This window comes from Ruegeria sp. ANG10 (assembly GCF_040705255.1).
GTDB lineage: Bacteria > Pseudomonadota > Alphaproteobacteria > Rhodobacterales > Rhodobacteraceae > Ruegeria.
On sequence record NZ_JBFCVU010000001.1, the window covers coordinates 839599 to 856339 of the forward strand.

Sequence of the window (16741 nt, forward strand, 5' to 3'; positions counted from 1 at the left end):
TGACTATGCCTCGTGACTATCTGAAAAAGGCGACGTTGACCCCTGAATCTCATGCGTCAGAAGTGCATGAAACGGTCAAAACCATCCTTGCCGATATCGAGGCGGGTGGTGATTCCAAGGCCATGGAATATGCGGCCAAGTTCGACAAATACGACGGGAATGTCCTGATGACGCAGGACGAGATTGACGCCGCCATAGCGCTGGTGCCGGAAAAGCTGAAAGCTGACATCCGATTTGCCCATGATAACGTGCGCCGCTTTGCGGAAACGCAAAAGGCAACCGTGTCCGATGTTCAGATGGAGATCGTACCGGGTTTCGTCGCTGGTCAAAAGGCGATCCCGGTGGATGCGGCGGGGTGCTATGTGCCTGGTGGCCGGTATAGTCATATCGCAAGCGCGATCATGACGGTTACGACGGCCAAGGTTGCCGGGTGCCGCCATATCACGGCCTGTTCCCCTCCGCGTCCCGGCGCAGGGGTTGCCCCGGCGATTGTTTATGCGGCGCATATCTGCGGGGCCGACAGCATTCTGGCCATGGGCGGTGTGCAGGGTGTGGCCGCGATGACCTATGGCCTGTTCGGATTGCCGCGCGCCAATATCCTTGTTGGTCCTGGCAATCAGTTTGTCGCCGAAGCCAAACGTATCTTGTACGGAAAGGTCGGCATCGACATGATCGCAGGGCCTACTGACAGCCTGATCCTTGCCGACAGTTCATCCGATGCGCATGTGGTCGCGACTGATTTGGTCTCTCAGGCTGAACACGGCTACAACTCGCCGGTTTGGTTGGTCACCGATGATCGTGCCCTGGCCGAAAAAGTGATGGAGTTGGTGCCGACGCTTATTGATGACCTGCCGGAATTGAACCGCGAAAACGCCTCGGCCGCGTGGCGTGACTATGCCGAGGTGATCGTTTGTTCGGATCGTGAAGAAATGGCGGCCTGTTCGGACGAATACGCGCCCGAGCATCTGACCGTTCAGGCCGAGGATCTGGATTGGTGGCTGAATCGGCTGACCTGCTATGGCTCGTTGTTTCTGGGTGAGGAAACGACGGTTTCTTACGGCGATAAAGCGACCGGAACCAACCATGTGCTGCCGACATCCGGCGCAGCCAGCTATACCGGCGGGCTGAGTGTTCACAAGTACATGAAAATCGTCACCTGGCAGAGGGCCACGCGTGAAGGTTCAAAGCCTATTGCTGTGGCAACTGCCCGGATTTCTCGTCTGGAAGGGATGGAGGGGCACGCCCGGGCGGCAGATGTTCGTCTGGCCAAGTATTTCCCCGATGAACAGTTTGACCTGACCTCAGATGGATGACCCTCGATCTCTATTTGATCTGACGGGGCGTGTGGCCTGCGTGACCGGGGCCAGTTCGGGGCTTGGTCGCAGGGTGGCGGTTGTTCTGGCCGCCGCCGGTGCCCAGGTGGTTGGCGTGGCCCGTCGGGCCGAGGCGCTGGCAGATTTGAAACGCGAAATCGGTGAGCGCGCCGAAACCGTGGTTGCCGATGTGGCCGACCGGTCGACGACAAATGCATTGGTGGAACAGATCGGATCGAAATTCGGGTCGCCGGACATCGTTATTCACGCGGCCGGGGTAAACACGCGCGAAGCAGCGGATGATGTCACCGCAGAAGGGTGGGATGCGACGCTGGCGCTGAACCTCAGCGCGCCGTTTTTCCTAAGCCAGGCGATGGTACCTGCCATGAAGGAACGCGGCTGGGGACGGATTGTGAATTTCGCGTCGCTGCAAACCACGCGTGCTTTTCCGGGGGGCATTGCCTATGGCGCCACCAAGGCCGGTATCGGGCAGTTGACCCGCGCCATGGCCGAGGCGTGGTCTCCGCACGGGATCACCGCCAATGCCATCGGGCCGGGGTTCTTCCCAACCGAACTGACGCAAGCTGTGTTCGATGATCCCGAACGTGCCGCTCGTAACGCGGCCCAGACCTGTACCCGGCGCAATGGGCGGGTCGATGATATCGACGGTCCGATCCTGTTTTTGTGCTCGAAAGCCTCGGATTACGTCACCGGGCAGGTGCTGATGGTCGACGGGGGGTTCACGGCGAAATGAAAGCTCTGGTTTATGAAGGCGTAGAACAGGTGGCCTTCCGGGACGTCCCGGATGCCGCGCCGCGTGACGCTGAACATCTTATCCGGATTGAGGCCGTCGGCATCTGCGGCTCGGACATGCACGCCTATCTGGGTCATGATGCACGCCGTCCCGCACCGCTGATCCTTGGGCACGAGGCATCAGGCACGATTGTAGGCGGCGCACGCGACGGTGCGCGCGTGACGATCAACCCGCTGGTGACCTGCGGAACATGTAGCGCCTGCACGTCGGGTCGCGAGAACCTGTGCGCGGACCGACAGATCATCTCAATGCCGCCGCGCGAAGGGGCCTTTGCCCAATATGTCGCCATGCCCGCCAGCAATCTGGTCGAAGTTCCGGCGCATGTGAGCTTTGCCAAGGCTGCGCTGGCCGAGCCTCTGGCAGTCAGTTGGCACGCGGTTCGGTTGAGCCTTGAGGCGCTGCATCCTGCGATGGATCGCAAGGCGCTGGTGATTGGTGGCGGCACCATCGGTGTGGCCGCCGCGCTGGCATTGTCTGCGATGGGGGTCGAGGACGTGGTGATCGTCGAGCCCAGCGACGCTCGGCGCGCTTTTTTGCAGGGCACCGGCGCATTCAACGTGGTCACACAGGCGACAGGTGATTTCCCTTTGGTGATCGACGCAGTTGGCTATGCCGCCACACGTGCCATGGCCTCTGGTCTGGTTCAGCCGGGCGGTGTCATCGCGCATGTCGGGTTGGGTGAAGACACCGGAGGGCTGGATATACGTCGCATGACCTTGCAGGAAATCACATTTATCGGCACCTATACATATACGGTCGAGGATTTCCGGCAAACGGCGCAGGCCATTTTCGATGGCCGATTGGGTGGGTTGGATTGGGTTCAAGAACGGGCCCTCTCTGAAGGCGCCGAGGCGTTTCGTGACTTGCGCAATGGGGTTGTTGCGGCTCCGAAAATCATCCTCATGCCGTGGGCATAGGCCCGGAAGAAACGGAGGGATTCATGTATAAGAAAATTCTGGTTCCAATGGCGTTGGATCACGATATTTCCCAACACACGCTAGAGGTCGCCCGCGCGCTGACCGCCGAGGGCGGCGAGATCGTTGCGCTGCATGTCTATGAGATGCCGCAGGGTTCGGTCAGTGCCTATCTGGACAAAGATATGGTCGCCGAAGGCTTTCGGGCCGCTAACAGGGTGTTGAGAGAAAAGACTGAGGATCTTGAGGGCATACAGCCCGAGATCGTCAAGGGTCACACCGCCCGAACCATCATTGATTACGCCAATAACAACGATTTCGATTGCATCGTCATCGGTTCGCACAAGCCGGGCCTCAGCGACTATTTCCTGGGATCGACCGCATCGCGTGTCGTCCGTCATGCCGGATGCGCGGTGCATGTGCATCGTGGCATCTGAACCATCAATCGCGCCTCAGGCGCCCCAAACAGGACTGACAGACCGGAAATGAACATAGACAAAAAGATCACTGACGATCTGGTTGCGAATGATATTTCGTTCGTGACCACCGTCCCGTGTAAGCAGCTTGCTGGCGTGATCGAGGAGATCGACGCGCGGGACGAGATTTTCCACATCCCGTCAAACAAGGAAGACGAAGGGATGGGCCTGTGCGCAGGCGCGTGGATGGGCGGTAAGCGCCCGGCCATCATCATGCAGAACACGGCGATTGGCGTGACCATCAACACGCTGGCAACGCTGATCCAGTATTATCGCATGCCGCTGCCCATGCTGATCTCATACCGTGGAGAATTGCGCGAACCCGTTGCCTGTCAGGTGGAAATGGCGGTGCATACCAAGGCCCTGTTGGCGCAGATGAACATCCCGACCTACCACTTTCACCATCAGGCGGATGTCGAGGAACTGGATGCAATCCTGAAATACACCTTCATGTGCAACAAGCCGGTCGCAATCCTGACCGATGCCAATTTCTGGGGAGGCTACGGCGACCAATGATCCGTTCTGAGATTCTGAAAGAAATCGCTCCGATCCTGCGTGATCAGCTGGTTGTCTGCAACATCGGCATCCCCAGCCAGGAACTGCACGCCATCGATGATCAGCCGACTAATTTCTATATGCTGGGCACGATGGGGCTGGCTTCCTCCATTGGTCTTGGCTTGGCGCTGTCGCAACCGAAACCGGTGATCGTGATTGATGGGGATGGTTCGATCCTGACCAACCTGGGCACGCTACCGACGATCGCCAACAACGTGGCCGACAACTATATCCTGCTAATTGTCGACAATGGTTCTTATGGCTCAACCGGGGATCAGCCGACCTATGCGGGGCAGAAAACCTCGTTGGCGAAAATGGCCGAGGCGGCCGGGTGTGATCGCGTGATCGAATGCCAGGCCGAAGACACCGGTCGCGTGCTGCAAGAGGCGCTGGATGCCAAACAGATGACCATCATCATTGCAAAATGTGAAAGCGGAAATGCCAAGATGCCAGTCATCACCATGGATCCTGTGGTGATCCGTGACCGCTTTATGAAGGCCGTTCAGGCTTGATCCCAAGCAATACCATCCACAGCGCCGAAGACGCCCGCCGAATTGCGCGGCGGCGTCTGCCGTGGATGGTATTCGACTACATTGACGGCGCGGCGGGGCTTGGGACTGGTGCGGCCCGTAACCGTGCCGCCCTGGACGCCATGACACTGCGCCCCCGTGTCCTGAAGGATGTTAGCAAACGGTCTTTGGCGACCGAGGTTTTCGATCAACCTGCACAGCGCCCCTTTGGCATCGCGCCGATGGGCATGTGTAACCTGTCCGCACCCGGTGCTGATCTGATGCTGGCCCGTCTGGCCGCGCGGTATTCGGTGCCGCTGGGCGTTTCTACCGTGGCGTCGACGTCGATGGAGGAGATCATTGTCGAAGCCGAGGGGAACGCCTGGTTCCAGCTCTATTTCAGCGGCGACGGCTCGGGCACCTTCAAGCTGGTCGACCGGGCTCGGGCTGCGGGTTACGAGACGCTGGTACTGACCGTGGATGTACCTGAGGTCGGGCGACGCCCGCGTGAGCTGCGCCACGGGTTCAAGATGCCTTTCCGGATCGGCCCGCGCCAGTTCGTGGACTTTGCCCTGCATCCGCGGTGGTCCCTTTCGACCCTGATGGCAGGTAAACCTCAGATGGCGAACTTTTTGACCGAGGGTTACGAGTTCGACCGCACCGAAAGCCGCGCAAAGGCAACGTGGGAGACGCTGGCCCGTCTGCGCGATCAATGGGAGGGCAAGCTGGTCGTCAAAGGGGTGCTGGACCCCGAGGATGCGAAGGCCGTGAAAGCAGCGGGCGCGGACGCCCTTCAGGTCTCAAGCCACGGCGCGCGGCAACTGGACAGTGCCCCAGCGGCAATTGAGGCACTGAGAGAGATACGGGCAGCCGTGGGCGACGAGTATCCGCTGTTCTATGACAGCGGATTGCAATCGGGCGAGGATGCGATCAAGGCCCTGACAGCCGGCGCGGATTTTGTGTTCTTTGGGCGCATCCTGCAATTTGCCATGGCCGCTGCAGGCGAGGCGGGCCTGCAGCAGCTTTGGGACGTGTTAAGCGATGAGTTCAGCATTACGATGGCCCAGATCGGGGTGACATCCGTTGGTGATCTGAAGGATTGACCGCTCGGATCACCTTTCGCGTTCCAATAACTGTCCGTACCCAGAGATGGGTTCAGCGATATTCAACAGTTGCAGCGCCTGAAACAACATCGCCTGATTTGAACTGATCACGGGTTTCCCAACAGCGTCCTCCAGCCGGGCTATGACCTCAACGCTGCGCATGTCGGTGCAGGACAGAACCAGCGCGTCGGCCGCGGGGTGATCAGCCACGCGGCCCAGTTCGAATACGGCGTCCGGATCAAGCGCCCCTTGGCCTTCATTGCCAAGGGGTTCAGACACTTCCGAGCGTTGGATCGTGTCCAACCCCAGCTTGCCAAGAAAAGTAATCGCCATGTCGTTGATCGCCGGAACATAGGGCGAGGCGAAACCGATGCGCTTGGCGCCCAAGGTGGACAACGCATGCACCAACGCCCCCGCAGCGGTCACCGTTTTGGCCCCGCTATCGGCGCTGATGCGGTTGGCCAGGTCGCGGTCGAATTCGGGGCCATGGGTAAGCGTGGCCGAGGTGCAGCCGTAAAAGACCACATCCGGCTTGGCCCCCATCAGCAGGCACAGCGGCTCGTCCAGATCGGCCGCCCCCAGATCATGCATCTGGGATTCGTCGGGAATCTCATCCTCGTCATACCCACCCATGCGGGCCACGTGCAGCGAAATGCCCGCAGGGGCCATCAAGGCCAGATCGGGTTCAAAATTGGTATTGGTGAAGGGCACTAGCAGGCCGAACCGGGCCCGCCCTCGGGACGTGGTCATGTCTGTCTCTCCTGTTTCAATAGCGTCAGGATTTCAATCGCCTTGTCCATCGCCGCCTGCGGGCCGACGGTCATGCGCAGGGTATGAGGCAGGCCCGCGCCGCCTTGCGGGCGCAGGAATACGCCCTCGGACCGCAACCTTTGGTCTGCGCTTGCCGCCGCTTCGGCGCTGCCTATGTTGATCAGCACAAAGTTGGTGAAACTGGGATAAGGCGCGAACCCGGCCCGTTTCAGTTTGGCCACTGCCTGATCCCTCAAGCTTACCGTAATCGCGCAGGTTTCGCGCATATAGGCATCGTCCCGCACGGCCGTAGCGGCCGCTATTTGAGCGTTGGCCGGGACGTTGTTCGGGTTCATCACTTTGCGCAGCTCTCCGACGATGCCAGGTGGGAACAGACCCCACCCGACACGAAACCCCGCCATGCCGTATGCTTTTGAAAACGTGCGTAAAACGACTGTGTTTCCGCCCTGAACCAGATCGAAACACCGCTCGCCCAGATGATCGGCGAATTCACCATAGGCTTCGTCGATCACCAACAGGATGTCAGGCCGCAGGCCCTGACGCAGGCGGACAAGTTCAGTTTTTGGTATGCGCGTGCCGGTTGGGTTGCCCGGGTTCGCAACAAAAACGATCCCGGTATCCGGCTGGACCGTAGCCAGCAAGGCGTCGACACTGACGACGGCATCTACTTCGGCGGCGGGGTCGAACCGAGCATCGGCCACCCGCGCTGCCGTTTGAAAGAACGGATAAGCATGGGCGGGCGCCAGCACCGCCCGCTCTGGCCCCGCGAACACACGTGCCAGGCATCCGATCAGGTCGAGCGATCCGTTGCCACACAAAATACCATCGGGATCGATCCCGTGCAGTTCGGCCAGTGCGTGCCGCAGGTCCGTCCAGTCCGGGTCGGGGTAGAGCATCGACTTGCCCAACGCCTGCGCCGCGGCCTCGGTCGCCTTGGGGCTTGGTGGGCGCAGGCTTTCATTTTGCGACAGCGAAATCAGGGTTTTGCCCTCTGGCGCGTCAAGGTTGGCCAGCGCATAGGGGGACATGCGCGCAATATGCGGGTGCGGTTGGGTCATGTTTGCCTCCGATACTGGGTTTGGGCCATAGCCTCGCTGACAAGACCCGCGCGGACGTCGCTTTGCACCGCGTCATCTGAGCGTTCATCGGGCAGGCCAAAGCCGCCCCCGCCCGGAGTTTCAAAGATCAGTGTTTCACCGGCCTTGATCCGAACCTCACCTTTGCCCGGCAGTTGGCGGTTTTCCGGCATTACGGTGATGCGACCGGGCGCGCCGTCCAACCCACCTTCTCGGCCGCTGGCGGGGTTCTTGATCCGCTCGACCGACAGGAACAGCATCAAATCCTGATCCTTGGACGCGCTGAGTTCGATATGCTGCCCCAGACCGCCGCGCAGACGCCCGGCGCCACCGGAATCGGGGCGCAGTTCACGGCGGTGAAACAACACAGGGGCAACCGCCTCGGTGGTTTCGACCTGGCTGCCCCATACGCCGCTGGGGAAGGCCGTGGCCGACAGCCCGTCCAGACGGGGGCGTGCGCCTGTGCCGCCATTAAACACAAGCTCCAGCGCAAACTGGTCATCGCCTCGGTCGATCGCTTCGGGCACATGGCGCAGGGGCAGGTCGTACATGCATGATGCCCCCTCGGCAGGAACCTTGTCGGGCAGGGCCTGCGTCAAGCAGCCATAGACCAGATCGGGCGTCATCTGCCCCAACGTATGCCGCATCGCCACCGGTGCCGGAGGTTGCGCGTTCAGGATACAACCCTCGGGGCCCGTCACCCGAAACGGGTCAAGCGAACCCGCATTATTCGGAATATCCGCCCCGATGATGCAGCGCAGCGCAAAGACGGAATAGGCCGTGGCATAGTTCAGTGGCACGTTGATCCCTTTGCCCACGCAGGCTGCTGTGCCGTCGAAATCCAGCAGCAGGTGATCATCGGCGATGGTCAGCGCCGCGTGCAGCTCGATCTCTTCATCGTAACCATCCACTTTCAGCACGTGCCGCCATGTGCCCTTGGGCAGGTCGGCGATGGCCTCTAACGTGCCGCGACGTGACGTTTCGATGATGTATTCCGACAGCGAGTTCAGGTCGGTGATGCCGAATTCCTGCATCATCTGAACCAGCCGTGTTGATCCGGCCTCGCAACAGGCGATCAGGGCGTAGATGTCGCCTTCGTTCGCGATGGGTTCGCGCGAGTTGGCTTTGACGATCTCAAGCAACAGGGCATTGACCTCACCCTGGCTGACCAGCTTGCAGGGCGGGATCAGCAGGCCTTCGTCATAGATATCCGACCCTTCCGGCCCCATACCCAACCCACCGAGATCGACCAGATGCGAGGTGCAGGCCGTATAGCCGATAACAGTATCGCCATAGAATACCGGCATCATCAACAAGAAGTCGTTCAGGTGGCCCGAGGCGATCCACGGATCGTTGGTCATGTAGATATCGCCGGGTTTCATATCGGTCTGGGCAAATCTGGCGCGCAGGGTTTTGACCGCCTCGGCCATGGTGTTGATATGTCCGGGCGTGCCAGTGACGGCCTGGGCCAGCATCCGGCCCTGCGTATCGAATATCCCGGCCGAGATATCGCCGCATTCGCGCACGATCGGGCTGAAAGCCGCGCGGATCAGCGCCTGACCCTGTTCTTCGACCACGGCCAGGAGCCGGTTCCACATCACTTGCAGGCGTGTATCTGATTGGATCATCCCTTGGCCTCCTCTTGCCGCGTCAGCCAGATATTGCCCTGACCATCCACGGTTGCGTTGAAATCTGCGCTGACAAATGTGGTCGTTTGAGCCTCGACAATCAGCGCCGGACCGCTGAGTGCAGCTCCGGGTGTCAGGTCGGTGCGGTTGTAGACGCCTGCGGTGCGCCATTCTCCGGTGACGTCGCACAGTATCTGACGCTGTTCGGTGGTTTCTGCCTGCTGATGGTCTGAGCTCTCAGGATAGGGCTCATGGGCCGGTGTTGGCGATGATACGGACAGCCCCCAGTTCAGAATCTCGATTGTCATGCCGGGTACGATCCGGCTGAACTGTCGGCTGTACTCCGCTTCAAAAGCCTGTCTAAGCGCATCCAGATCCGTGGTCACCAAGGCGCGATCGGGCAGGCGGATTTCGATCTCATGCCCTTGGCCGTGATATCGCATATAGGCGATCCGGCGTTGCAGCAGCGCCCCGTCGGGCGCCCCGGCGCGGACAACCTGTTCCGCCTCGGCCTGCATACTGTCGAAGAACCGGTTCAGCCCATCGATATCCAGACTGTCCAGACGGGCATAGCGCGACCGGATGACCTCGTACGAAACCGGCGCGAACAGAAACCCAACCGCCGAGCCGACGCCCGGATCACGCGGGATCAGTACGCGTCGCATCTGGGCGCGACGGGCCACACGGGTGGCGTGCAGGGGACCGTTGCCGCCAAACGCGATCATCAGGCGGTTGCCAAGGTCCTTGCCGGATTCGACCGCGTGCATACGGCCTGCGCTGGCCATGCTTTCGTCGACAATCTCGCTGACCGCAAAGGCGGCCTGATCGGGGCTCAGGCCCAACGGGTCGCCGACATCCTTCGCCATCGCCTGTTGTGCAGCGATTTCATCAAGCTGCAGCCGTCCTTCGGCAAAACGCCCCGGTTCGATCAGGCCCAGCGTCAGATCGGAATCGGTGACCGTGGGGTTTTCCCCGCCCTTGCCAAAGGCCGCTGGGCCGGGGTCTGATCCGGCACTGTGGGGGCCGACCTGAATGCGGCCCAGACGGTCGACACTGGCGATGGAACCACCTCCGGCGCCGATTTCGATCATTTCGATCACCGGTATCCGAACCGGCATGCCCGAGCCTTTGATAAAGCGTTCGGCCCGCGAGATTTCGAATTTGCGTGCGGTCTGGGGGCGATATTCGTCGATCAGGCACAGCTTGGCGGTGGTGCCGCCCATGTCAAAGGACAGCACGTCCGCCTCACCCGTCGCTTCGGCGATGCGGGCGGCCAGAACGGCACCTCCTGCCGGGCCGGATTCGACCAGGCGGATCGGCAGCCGGGCAGCAGTGTCCAGCGTGGTCATGCCGCCACCTGCCGTCATCATCAGGATCGGGCAGGTCAGCCCCATCTGACGGAGCCGCGCCTCAAAATCCTGCAGATATCCGGCCATGAGCGGCTGCACATAGGCATTGGCAATGGTGGTACACAACCGGTCAAACTCGCGCGCTTCGGGGCTGACCTCATGGCTGAGAGAGATGACCAAATCGGGCATATGCTGCGCCAGCAGATCGCGCAGGGCCAATTCGTGCGCGGGGTTGGCATAGGCGTGCAGCAGGCAGATGGCCACGGCCTCGACCCCTAGTGCCGTCAGTTCATCCACCAAAGGCGCGATGGCGGTCGTGTCCAGCGGATCCAGCGCTTGCCCGTTGGCGTCCATGCGCCCGCCGATGGTCAGCGAATGGGTGCGCGGTACGATCAGGTCGGGTTTGACCAGATCAATCGCATACTGGCTGTAGCGCCGCTCATAGGCGATTTCCAGGATATCGCGAAATCCGCGCGTGGTGATGGTGGCGGTCGCCGCCCCGCGCCGTTCGATCAGCGCGTTAGTGGCCAGCGTGGTGCCGTGGATAAAACCGCTCACCTGATGCCAGTCGGTACCGGCGGCTTCAAGGACGTGCGTGGCGCCTGCAACTGCGCCAAGAGCAGGGCGATGTGGTGTGGTGGGTGTTTTAGTGGTCGCCAGCACCTGAGATGCACCGTTCAGCAGAACAGTATCGGTGAACGTACCGCCGATGTCGATTGCCATGCGCAATCCATCTGGTTGGATCATTTGGGTATCAGCCTGAAAGAGTGGAACAGACCCGAAGCCGGGTCAGATGATAACGGTCTGTCCCATGCGGGTCAGACGACCAGATCGCACCCGGTGTCGCGACGCATCATTGGTTGTCGAAGGGTGGCTTTCACAGCTTCGGTTCCTCGTCCTTTGATGGCAGGACATTGAGTGAGGAATACCCCGTCCGTCAACACATCTTTCGAGGTCCGCGCAGATTTGGTTCCATTCCAACATTGTGATATGACGTGGGGTAAGGCGCATCCCACTCAGAAATGTTCCGAAATTTCATCACAAGGGGGTAAGTCATGAAATTCAATCATATTGCACATAGCGTTCTGATTGGTGCAAGCCTGGTACTGGCAGGTCTGTCTCCGGCGTTGGCGCAAGATCGCGAGGAAAGCCAGGGCATGGTGCTGCTGCGCGGGTTGCCGACGCTGGATACGAAACACAGCATCGCGATCGTCGAACTAGACCCGGAATCCGATCGGTTCGGAGAGATCCTGAGTGAAGTTGAACAGCCAGAGATGGAGCATCCTCTGCACCATTTGTATTACAGCCCGAATGGCAGGCTGTATGCCACGGGGCTTGATCCTTCGTGCAGCCTGGCCGAAATCGGGCTGGCCCGCGATGCGGGCGGCGCGCCGGTGATATCGGGATTCACTTGTCTGGACACGCAGGGGCAGATGGTGGGTGAAGACATCATGTGGACCAATTCCAACGGTCAGGAATATATGTTTGTGACCTTCATGGGCGGAACCGGCGGTGATGATGGCGGTTCGGTTGGTGTTTTTGATCCTCAGACGAACGAAGTCGTCAAAGTGATCGAAGCGCGCAAAAGTCAGGTGGGTGAGGGCGCTCCCTATATCATGTATCCGCATGGTATCTCGGCTTTTGAAGACCGTATGGTCGTGACCTCGACCGTGCATCCGGACCTGGCCACCGGCGTTGGCAATATGCTGACAATCATTGATCTGAACGCGCTGGAACCCATCGAAAACATTCTTGTCGAGAAGGAAAAACCGCTGGACTTCCCATCCTCTCCGGTCGAGGTGCTGTTTGCCCGCCCGGGCATGCATCCTGATATCGAACCGGCCATTCTGGCCAATACCATGTTCGGGTTCGAGACGTGGAAAGTGCCCTATGACGCCAGTTCCAAGAGTTTTGGTGAGGCCGAAGTAATCTATAGCGGTGTTGCTAATGAAACCGCCGTGCCTCTGGAATTCTATGGCACCGAGGATGAGCTGTTCATCTCACATGCGCTGCCGGGGGTGGTGAAACGCTATGAACTGGCCGCGCTGCCGGAACTGGTATCCAGCGGGCCGGATATCGTCGCCGATCCGGGCGCGCATCACATGATCTTTTACACGTCGGCCTCGGGGCGGGACTTGATCGCCGTTCAGAACAACCTGCTAAATCTGGGCAACGGCGCTGATGATGATCCGACGGATGTGGACTTCATTGCTGATCTGGCCAGCCATACGATCTCGGTTCATGATTTGGAAACCGGCGAACGTCTGGCTACGATTGACTTCAAAGAGCGCTACAACAAGGGGGTGGATAACCTCGAAGGGCTGTTCGGCTCAGGCTTTGTTCACCACCACTGACGGCCTTTTGGGGGGTGGAATGCGTTGGGTTGTGTTGATCCTGACCGCCGCAGGGATCGCGGTGGCCGGTTGGATGGTCTGGGATCGGGTGCGCGGCCCGACGGCGACACCGATTGCCGATTTTTCAGCCCCTTTCGTGTTCGGGCGGTTTGCCGTTCCGCCCGACAACACGTTGACGCAAGAGGCGTTCACGCTGGGCCGGCACCTGTTCTATGACCCCATCCTGTCCGGCAACAACGAGGTGTCCTGCGCTACTTGCCATGTGCAGGAATTGGCGTTCACCGATGGGTTGGCAAAGTCGCCGACATTGTCCGGGGGAGAGCTAGACTTTAGTTCGATGAGCCTGGCCAACCTGTTATGGGGGCAGGAGAGGTTCTTCTGGGATGGCCGTGCGACCTCGTTGGAAGAGCAGGCTTTGATGCCAATCCAGCACCCGGACGAGATGGGGCAGGATATCGATGCTCTGATGGAGGAGCTTCGGGCCTCAGGGGCGTATCGCAAGATGTTCCATCAGGCTTATGGTGCGGTCACGCCCGAGAATACGGCCAAAGCACTGGCGTCGTTCATGCGTATGTTGATCTCGTCAGATTCGAAATACGACCAATACCTGCGGGGTGAGGTCCGGTTGACCGCGCAGGAAGAACACGGGCGCAAGCTGTTCATGGCGCATCCCGATACCAAGGTCTCTTTGCGGGGCGGCAATTGCATCGATTGCCACAGTCAGTTCCTGACATCGGGGTTTCGTGACGCGCTGGACGGGTTTTCTAACAATGGGTTGGACCCGGATGAGACCTTGCCCGACGGTCTGATGTCGGTGACGGGCAACCCGGCGCATAAGGGGTTTTTCAAGGTGCCAACTCTGCGCAACATCGCGGTTACTGCCCCGTATATGCATGACGGTCGGTTCGACACGCTGGAGGACGTGATGGATCACTATAACGACGGGATCGTGGTCAGCGATACGCTCAGCCCCTTGATCCTTGAAGCCGACAACGCACCGGGGGCTGGGCAAGACACGGTAGGTCTGCGCATGACGCCAGATGAAATCCAAGCCATCATCGCCTTTCTGCACACTCTGACGGATGAGAGGTTTCTGACCAACCCGCAGTTTTCCAACCCGTTCGAGGGAGGGTCGTGATGCGTCCGATCATTGTAATTTCAGTCTTGGTTGCTCTGATCGCGGGGTGGTTCGTTCTGAACTCGGGGCAAAACAAAGCCACGCCGATCACGCTTACCTTCCACGCTCAGATGGGGGATGAGCCCCTGATCTATGATCAATTCATCTATGACAATCCGGGCGGGCAGGGTCGGTTCAGGGTGCGCGACTTCAGGTTCTATCTCAGCAACCTGTCTTTCGGCCATGCGGGTGAAACCTATGCCGAGCCCGACAGCTATCACCTGCTGCGCTTTGACAATGTGGACAGCGCGCATTCGATCACTCTGCCTGCCGTGCCTCTGCCATCGATTGAAACTGTGCGGTTTCTGATCGGTGTCGACCCGGCGGCGAATACCTCGATTGAGGTGCGCGGGGACCTGGACCCCAACAGTCAGATGGCCTGGAATTGGGAGGTCGGGTATAAGTTCGTCGTATTCGAAGGGGCGCTGCAAGTGGGTGAAGACGTGTCCCCCCTGGTCTATCATGTGGGGTTTTCCGAGAACGCGCGCGAGGTCGAATTTACAGTTCCGGCAGAGATTTTAGTGGGCGGAAAGCAAGAGGTTCATCTGACCGTCGATCTGGCGAAACTATTCGACAATGCGGCACAGATCGATATGCAGGCGTTGCCATCAGTCAAGTTCAACCGCGCAGATGCCGAGGTGCTGGCCAACAACTACGCCACCATGGTCGCGCCGAGTTTCTGAAAGTGTTTAATCCACCGAAGGGTGATTTTTCAGGAACATCGGGCCACCGCACCAGCGTGGAAAGCCATAACCGTTGACCATGACCACGTCGATACCCTCGGGGCGGCGCGCGATGCCTTCTGTCAAAAGAGCCTGCGCCTCGGCCTGCATGGTGGATAGAATGCGCTGGACGATCTCGGCGTCGGATATCGGAGTGCGCGCGATCTTCTTGCGCGCGGATTCGGCCAGAACAAGGTTTTCCACCCATTGCGACGGGGTAGTTTTGCCGCCCGCGTAATCGTACCAGCCTTGACCGGTCTTGCGCCCGAAACGTCTTGCTTCGCAAAGCTTGTCGGCGATGTGAACATAGCGCTGGGCGGGGTCGCGGGTCGCAGCTTGGCTTTTGCGCTTGGCCCATCTGATGTCGAGGCCGGCAAGGTCCTGCATTTCAAACACACCCATGGGAAAGCCAAAATCACGCATCGCCCGATCAACGTCCCAGGGCAGGGCGCCGTCTTCGACCATGTATTCGCATTCACGTCGATAGGCAGACATGATGCGGTTGCCGATAAACCCGTCACATACACTGGCGGGCACGGCGATTTTTCCAAGTTTCCGCGCCAATGCAAATCCTGCGGCCACTACGGATGGGGCGGCTTCGTCAGGAATGATGACCTCAACCAGTTTCATGATATGGGCGGGTGAGAAAAAGTGCAGGCCGATCACACGTTCGGGGTGTTTGGTTCGGGCGGCCATGGCGTTGATATCCAGATAAGACGTGTTGCTGGCCAGAATGGCGTCGCGCCGGATATGCTTATCAAGCTCTTGAAGTACCTGCGTTTTCACGTCCATGTCTTCGAATACAGCTTCGATGATCAGGTCGGTTTCGGTCAGGGCTTCGAATGTGGTGGTGGTTGATAAAGCAGCGGTCAGAGCATCCAGCTTGCCTTGGTCAATCAGGCCGCGCTTTCTGCTGTTTTCTAGGATGGCTGTGATGCGAAGCTGCCCGGCAGAACGGGCAGCTTCGTCCCTTTCAGCCAAGGTTACTGGCAGCCCTGCCAGCAGGCAGGCAGCGGCGATCCCAGCCCCCATGGTGCCCCCGCCAATCACGCCGATGCTTGTGAGCTGGTGGGGTTCCACGCCCTTCAGTTCGGGCAGTTTTGACGCCGATCTTTCGGCAAAGAAGATGTAACGCAAAGCCGCGCTTTGTGGGTCGGATTTAAGGGTCAGAAACGCCTCACGCTCTTGAATCTGAGCTTGATCCGCGGGCAGGTCGAGCGCGGTTTGCACAGCCCTTGCCGCCGCGACGGGCGCAAGTGCGCCGCGCGCTTTGCTTATGATGCGGGTCTTCGCTGCCTCCCAGGCGGCCGGATCCTCGACAGGTTTGGCGTCGCGGTGCCGCAATGCTGTTCTGGTCCGAGCATTTGCGGTCTTTCGGGCCAGCGCGATAGCGCAGGCCATCACGTCACCATCTGCGATGTCGTCAATCAAACCCAGGTTCAGCGCCGTCGCGGCCGAGATCGGCTTGCCGCTGGTCACCATGTTCAGAGCCTCAAGCGGGTCGATCAGGCGCGGTAATCGAACGGTGCCGCCCGCGCCAGGGATCAGGCCCAGCGTTACTTCGGGCAGGCCAAACCTGGTGCTGCGCAGCGCCACGCGGTGACTGCACCCAAGCGCGATCTCAAGCCCGCCGCCTAGGACAGAGCCGTGCAACGCAGCGATCCAGGGTTTTGTTGTGTCTTCAATCGCTTGGATGACATCCGGCAAGTGAGGGGGCATCGGTTGCTTATCAAACTCGCGTACATCCGCACCAGCAGTGAATGTCCGACCTTCAGCGCATAGTATGACGGCCTTGGCTGTGGTGTTCGCTTCGGTCTCAGCAATGGCGGCCAACAGCCCCGCGCGCACTGCCTGACTGGCCGCGTTCACAGGCGGGTTGTCGATCGTCACAACCGCCAGATCGTCCTTTGTTTCGACACGCACCACCATCCGGCCACCCGACGTTTTAGAGAATATCTCAAAGCGTAGCTTCCCGCAAAA

Annotated in this window: 15 protein-coding genes; 10 read left to right on the forward strand and 5 right to left on the reverse strand. The window is 59.8% G+C overall.

Features of this window, described 5'->3' with window-relative positions; genetic code table 11:
- Positions 1-5: 5 nt before the first annotated feature.
- The 7 genes from hisD to AB1A64_RS03835 are packed head-to-tail and all read left to right on the forward strand — an operon-like array spanning position 6 to position 5684.
- A complete protein-coding gene (hisD, locus tag AB1A64_RS03805) occupies positions 6-1313 on the forward strand; it encodes a histidinol dehydrogenase (protein WP_366550191.1) in 1308 nt (435 codons plus the stop codon).
- Positions 1306-2067 (forward strand): SDR family oxidoreductase, encoded by a 762-nt coding sequence (locus AB1A64_RS03810; RefSeq protein WP_366550192.1) that lies wholly within the window; start codon positions 1306-1308, stop codon positions 2065-2067. Before hisD ends, AB1A64_RS03810 begins: the two co-directional genes overlap by 8 nt.
- Positions 2064-3044 (forward strand): alcohol dehydrogenase catalytic domain-containing protein, encoded by a 981-nt coding sequence (locus tag AB1A64_RS03815; RefSeq protein ID WP_366550193.1) that lies wholly within the window; start codon positions 2064-2066, stop codon positions 3042-3044. Before AB1A64_RS03810 ends, AB1A64_RS03815 begins: the two co-directional genes overlap by 4 nt.
- 23 nt (positions 3045-3067) lie before the next feature.
- Positions 3068-3478: a universal stress protein gene (locus tag AB1A64_RS03820; RefSeq protein ID WP_366550194.1), complete on the forward strand. Its 411-nt coding sequence runs from the start codon at positions 3068-3070 to the stop codon at positions 3476-3478.
- 48 nt (positions 3479-3526) lie between these two features.
- The gene (comD, locus tag AB1A64_RS03825; protein WP_170362110.1) at positions 3527-4033 is read left to right on the forward strand and encodes a sulfopyruvate decarboxylase subunit alpha; all 507 of its coding nucleotides are present in this window, start codon (positions 3527-3529) and stop codon (positions 4031-4033) included.
- Positions 4030-4584 carry a sulfopyruvate decarboxylase subunit beta gene (comE, locus tag AB1A64_RS03830; protein ID WP_366550195.1) on the forward strand — a complete coding sequence of 185 codons (555 nt, stop codon included), beginning with the start codon at positions 4030-4032 and terminating at the stop codon, positions 4582-4584. Before comD ends, comE begins: the two co-directional genes overlap by 4 nt.
- Positions 4584-5684, forward strand: coding sequence for an alpha-hydroxy acid oxidase (locus AB1A64_RS03835; RefSeq protein ID WP_366550252.1), 1101 nt, complete (start codon positions 4584-4586; stop codon positions 5682-5684). Before comE ends, AB1A64_RS03835 begins: the two co-directional genes overlap by 1 nt.
- A gap of 9 nt (positions 5685-5693) precedes the next feature.
- Here the strand turns inward: AB1A64_RS03835 and AB1A64_RS03840 are convergent, their stop codons facing one another.
- Genes AB1A64_RS03840 through AB1A64_RS03855 form a run of 4 tightly spaced genes read right to left on the reverse strand, consistent with a single transcriptional unit; the run spans position 5694 to position 11255 of the window.
- A complete protein-coding gene (locus AB1A64_RS03840) occupies positions 5694-6434 on the reverse strand; it encodes an Asp/Glu racemase (protein WP_366550196.1) in 741 nt (246 codons plus the stop codon).
- Positions 6431-7513 (reverse strand): histidinol-phosphate transaminase, encoded by a 1083-nt coding sequence (locus AB1A64_RS03845; RefSeq protein WP_366550197.1) that lies wholly within the window; start codon positions 7511-7513, stop codon positions 6431-6433. The genes AB1A64_RS03840 and AB1A64_RS03845 overlap by 4 nt, the downstream gene beginning before the upstream one ends.
- Positions 7510-9159, reverse strand: coding sequence for a hydantoinase B/oxoprolinase family protein (locus AB1A64_RS03850; protein ID WP_366550198.1), 1650 nt, complete (start codon positions 9157-9159; stop codon positions 7510-7512). Before AB1A64_RS03850 ends, AB1A64_RS03845 begins: the two co-directional genes overlap by 4 nt.
- Positions 9156-11255, reverse strand: a complete 2100-nt coding sequence (locus tag AB1A64_RS03855) for a hydantoinase/oxoprolinase family protein (protein ID WP_366550199.1) — start codon at positions 11253-11255, stop codon at positions 9156-9158. Before AB1A64_RS03855 ends, AB1A64_RS03850 begins: the two co-directional genes overlap by 4 nt.
- 308 nt (positions 11256-11563) lie before the next feature.
- Here AB1A64_RS03855 and AB1A64_RS03860 point away from each other — a divergent pair, with 308 nt between their 5' ends.
- The 3 genes from AB1A64_RS03860 to AB1A64_RS03870 are packed head-to-tail and all read left to right on the forward strand — an operon-like array spanning position 11564 to position 14722.
- A complete protein-coding gene (locus AB1A64_RS03860) occupies positions 11564-12862 on the forward strand; it encodes a hypothetical protein (RefSeq protein ID WP_366550200.1) in 1299 nt (432 codons plus the stop codon).
- 19 nt (positions 12863-12881) lie between these two features.
- A complete protein-coding gene (locus AB1A64_RS03865; protein WP_366550201.1) occupies positions 12882-14000 on the forward strand; it encodes a cytochrome c peroxidase in 1119 nt (372 codons plus the stop codon).
- Positions 14000-14722 (forward strand): MbnP family protein, encoded by a 723-nt coding sequence (locus AB1A64_RS03870; protein WP_366550202.1) that lies wholly within the window; start codon positions 14000-14002, stop codon positions 14720-14722. Before AB1A64_RS03865 ends, AB1A64_RS03870 begins: the two co-directional genes overlap by 1 nt.
- A 6-nt stretch (positions 14723-14728) precedes the next feature.
- Here the strand turns inward: AB1A64_RS03870 and AB1A64_RS03875 are convergent, their stop codons facing one another.
- Positions 14729-16690 carry a 3-hydroxyacyl-CoA dehydrogenase NAD-binding domain-containing protein gene (locus tag AB1A64_RS03875; protein ID WP_366550203.1) on the reverse strand — a complete coding sequence of 654 codons (1962 nt, stop codon included), beginning with the start codon at positions 16688-16690 and terminating at the stop codon, positions 14729-14731.
- Positions 16691-16741 lie beyond the last annotated feature (51 nt).

Coding starts and splice junctions, on each gene's coding strand:
- hisD (WP_366550191.1), top strand. CDS start 6: ATGCCTCGTGACTATCTGAAAAAGGCGACGTTGACCCCTGAATCTCAT.
- AB1A64_RS03810 (WP_366550192.1), top strand. CDS start 1,306: ATGGATGACCCTCGATCTCTATTTGATCTGACGGGGCGTGTGGCCTGC.
- AB1A64_RS03815 (WP_366550193.1), top strand. CDS start 2,064: ATGAAAGCTCTGGTTTATGAAGGCGTAGAACAGGTGGCCTTCCGGGAC.
- AB1A64_RS03820 (WP_366550194.1), top strand. CDS start 3,068: ATGTATAAGAAAATTCTGGTTCCAATGGCGTTGGATCACGATATTTCC.
- comD (WP_170362110.1), top strand. CDS start 3,527: ATGAACATAGACAAAAAGATCACTGACGATCTGGTTGCGAATGATATT.
- comE (WP_366550195.1), top strand. CDS start 4,030: ATGATCCGTTCTGAGATTCTGAAAGAAATCGCTCCGATCCTGCGTGAT.
- AB1A64_RS03840 (WP_366550196.1), bottom strand. CDS start 6,434: ATGACCACGTCCCGAGGGCGGGCCCGGTTCGGCCTGCTAGTGCCCTTC.
- AB1A64_RS03845 (WP_366550197.1), bottom strand. CDS start 7,513: ATGACCCAACCGCACCCGCATATTGCGCGCATGTCCCCCTATGCGCTG.
- AB1A64_RS03850 (WP_366550198.1), bottom strand. CDS start 9,159: ATGATCCAATCAGATACACGCCTGCAAGTGATGTGGAACCGGCTCCTG.
- AB1A64_RS03855 (WP_366550199.1), bottom strand. CDS start 11,255: ATGATCCAACCAGATGGATTGCGCATGGCAATCGACATCGGCGGTACG.
- AB1A64_RS03860 (WP_366550200.1), top strand. CDS start 11,564: ATGAAATTCAATCATATTGCACATAGCGTTCTGATTGGTGCAAGCCTG.
- AB1A64_RS03865 (WP_366550201.1), top strand. CDS start 12,882: ATGCGTTGGGTTGTGTTGATCCTGACCGCCGCAGGGATCGCGGTGGCC.
- AB1A64_RS03870 (WP_366550202.1), top strand. CDS start 14,000: ATGCGTCCGATCATTGTAATTTCAGTCTTGGTTGCTCTGATCGCGGGG.
- AB1A64_RS03875 (WP_366550203.1), bottom strand. CDS start 16,690: ATGGTGGTGCGTGTCGAAACAAAGGACGATCTGGCGGTTGTGACGATC.